This is a genomic window from Streptomyces sp. ActVer (assembly GCF_027270795.1).
GTDB classification, from domain to species: Bacteria; Actinomycetota; Actinomycetes; order Streptomycetales; family Streptomycetaceae; genus Streptomyces; species Streptomyces umbrinus_A.
In genome coordinates this window covers 1-3,106 of record NZ_JAPWHT010000725.1, presented here as the reverse complement: position 1 = coordinate 3,106, position 3,106 = coordinate 1, and the positions used below count along the sequence as shown (strand labels likewise).

The following is a 3,106-nucleotide window of genomic DNA, read 5'->3' as shown; positions in this document are numbered from 1 at the left end:
GAGCCGACCCGTGAGCCGACCCGTGAGCCGTGCCGTCGGCCGTGGCCTCCGCGTCCTCCTCGCGGGCTGTCTGCTCGCTCTCGTCCCCGGCTGTACGTCGGACTCCCCCGACCCGCTCGTCGTGCTGGGCCCGTGGACCGGCGAGGAGGGCAAGGCCTTCGAGGCGGCTCTGAACCGGCTCGACGACGGGACCGGCAGGACGTACACGTACGAAGGCACCCGTTCGCTGCGCGAGACGCTCGTCTCGCAGCTGGAGGCGGACGCCCCGCCGGACGTGGCGATCCTCAACAGCATCGGCGAACTCACCGAGTACGCGCGCCGCGACGAGCTGAAGCCCCTGGTCGAGGAGACCGCCGAGCGCGCGTACCCGCCGTGGGCGCCGACGCTCCTGGTGGACGGCAGACGCCGTACGTACTGGGTGCCGCTGAAGGTCGACCTGAAGAGCCTGGTGTGGAGCAAGGAGGGCACGTCCAGCGACGATCCGGCATGGTGCGTGGGGCTCGCCTCGCAGGCCACCTCGGGCTGGCCGGGCACCGACTGGGTCGAGGACATCCTGCTCCACCAGGCGGGCCCGGCCGTCTACGAGGAGTGGGCCACCAGCAGGCTCAGCTGGCTCGATCCGACGGTCGAGCGGGCCTGGACGACCTGGGCGGAGCTGCTCGGCAAACGCTCGCCGAAGTCGATCGAGCGGTCCCTGACCACGTCGTACGAGGGAGCGCCCGGGCCGGGTGGGCCCCGCGGCCTGCTCGACTCCCCCGGCTTCGACTGCACGTACGAGCATCAGAGTGCCTTCATCCGGTACCTGTACGCGAGCGAGGACGTCCGTGTGGAACCGTCGGCCCGGTTCCTGGGCGGGCGCGCCGAGTACCGCGACGCGTACGAGGTCGCGGGCGACATGGCTGCCGTCTTCAGCGACGACCCGGCGGCCCAGGAGCTGGTGGAGCGGCTGTCGAGCCCGGCCGGGCGCAAGCGCTGGCAGGCGGAGGCGGACCCGGGAGTGCGCCCGTTGTTCCCGAACACGGCCGGTCTGCCGCCCGCGGTGCCCGCGAACCCTGTCGAGCAGGAGATCGACGACCTGCTCAACTCACGTGCCCGTACGCTCTGTTTCGACGCGTCGGACGTCATGCCGCCGGAGCTCAGGGACGCCTTCCACCGCGCGGTCCTGGAGTTCTTCCGGGACCCCTCGAAGCGGCATCTCGACTCGCTGCTGCGGCAGTTGGAGACCGTGCGCGTCCAGATGGACGAGGAGTCCGCCGACGGCCGCTCCTTCCGGCCGCCCGAAGTCATCTGTGCGAGCTCCGGCGGGTGAGCCGACCGGGTCTGTCCGGGCGGGCTCGCCCGCCGGAGCTCGCACGGGGCGCGGTGACGCGACGGCCCCGTGGATCGTGTCCTGCGGTTCAGGCCCTGGCGCCTGCCGCGATGTCCCGTGCCGCGATGTAGCCGAAGGTCATCGCCGGTCCGATCGTCGAGCCCGCGCCGGCGTAGCTGTGGCCCATGACCGCCGCGCTGGCGTTTCCGGCGGCGTACAGGCCGGGGATGACGGATCCGTCCGGGCGCAGCACGCGTGCCCGGGCGTCGGTGCGCAGACCGCCCTTGGTGCCCAGGTCGCCCGGGACGATCTTGAAGGCGTAGTAGGGGGCCAACCACAGTGGTGCGAGGCAGGAGTTGGGGAGGATCGCGGGGTCGGTGTAGTAGTGGTCGTAGGCGCTGTCGCCGCGGCGGAAGTCGGTGTCCGTGCCGTTGCGGGCCAGGCCATTGAAGCGGTTGACCGTGGCCCGCAGGGCGGCCGCGGGCACGCCGATGCCGGCGGCGAGGGCGTCGAGGGTCCAGGCCTTGCGGGCGGCGCCGGACGTGTACCAGGCGTCGGGGAACGTGAACGTCGGCGCGATGTCCCTGAACAGGTAGCGGTTGCGGTAGTTCTGGTCGACGATCAGCCAGGCCGGGATGTCCGGGTCGGTCTCGTTGCGTTCGTACATGGTGTGTACGACATCGCTGTAGGGGGCCGCCTCGTTGACGAAGCGGGCCCCGGCGGCGTTGACGAGGAGCCCGCCGGGCAGGGTGCGTTCGGCGAGGCAGAAGTAGGGCTCGTCGGGCAGGGGGATCGCCGGGCCCCACCAGGCGTCGTCCATCAGGTCGAGCGCGGCACCGGCCCGGCGGCCGGCCTGGATTCCGTCGCCGGTGTTCTCCTTGGCCCCGACGGTCCACTCGGTGCCGATGGGCTGTTGCTGGTACTGGGCGCGCATGGCCGCGTTGTGCTCGAAGCCGCCGGAGCCGACGATCACTCCGTGCCGGGCCCTGATCAGGCCCGGCGTGCCGTTCTTCGTGACGACCGCTCCCGCGGTGGTTCCGTTCTCCGTGTAGAGGTCGGTGAGCGGGGTGTTCAGCCAGACCGGCACCTGGGCCGCGAGCAGTCCCGCGCGCAGGCCGGCCGCCAGTGACTGGCCCATCGTGAGGGGCTTCTGGCCGAGAAGGGCCGCCCTGGTGCCGCGGGCCAGGCATTCGGTGGCGACGGCGGCGCCCTTCAAGCTGACCGCCGAGAGCGCGAGCCACTTGTAGTCGGCGCTGAAGACGACCATGCCGCTGGGCACCGTCAGATACGGCGGGTTCAGCCGGGCGAGTTCGGTGCCCAGGATGTTCCCGTCGAGCTGGGCGGGTTCGATGGAACGGCCGCCCGGCAGTCCGCCGGGCAGCTCCGGGTAGTAGTCGCTGTACCCCTCCATCCAGCGGAAGCGCAGCGGACTGTTGGCCAGTACGAAGGAGATCATGGCGGGGCCCTGTCCGAGGAAGGCCTGCCGGCGTTCCGCGGAGACGTCCGGGCCGACCACCGCGGCCAGGTAGGTGGCGGCCTTGGCCGGGGTGTCGGGGACGCCGGCGGCGAGGATCACCGGGTTGTTGGGGATCCAGATTCCCGCGCCGGAGCGGGCGGCCGAACCGCCGAAGGTGGGCGCCTTCTCCACGACGACGCAGCTCAGTCCTTGTTTCGCGGCCGTCAGCGCGGCGGTCATCCCGGCGGCGCCGGATCCGATCACGACGACGTCGTACGTGCCGAGCAGGGGCAGTTCGGCCGCGTCGGCGGCGCTCGGGAGGCCGGCCGCGAGGGCGAGCC

At 72.0% G+C, this 3,106-nt stretch carries 2 protein-coding genes; one reads left to right on the top strand and one right to left on the bottom strand.

The window, feature by feature from the left end:
* Positions 1-1,309: alpha-glucoside ABC transporter substrate-binding protein (locus tag O3Q52_RS51155; RefSeq protein ID WP_332113026.1), on the top strand; the 1,309-nt coding region annotated here is incomplete at its 5' end.
* A gap of 88 nt (positions 1,310-1,397) precedes the next feature.
* Here O3Q52_RS51155 and kstD read toward each other — a convergent pair.
* Positions 1,398-3,106: 3-oxosteroid 1-dehydrogenase (gene kstD / locus O3Q52_RS51150; protein WP_269655252.1), on the bottom strand; the 1,709-nt coding region annotated here is incomplete at its 5' end.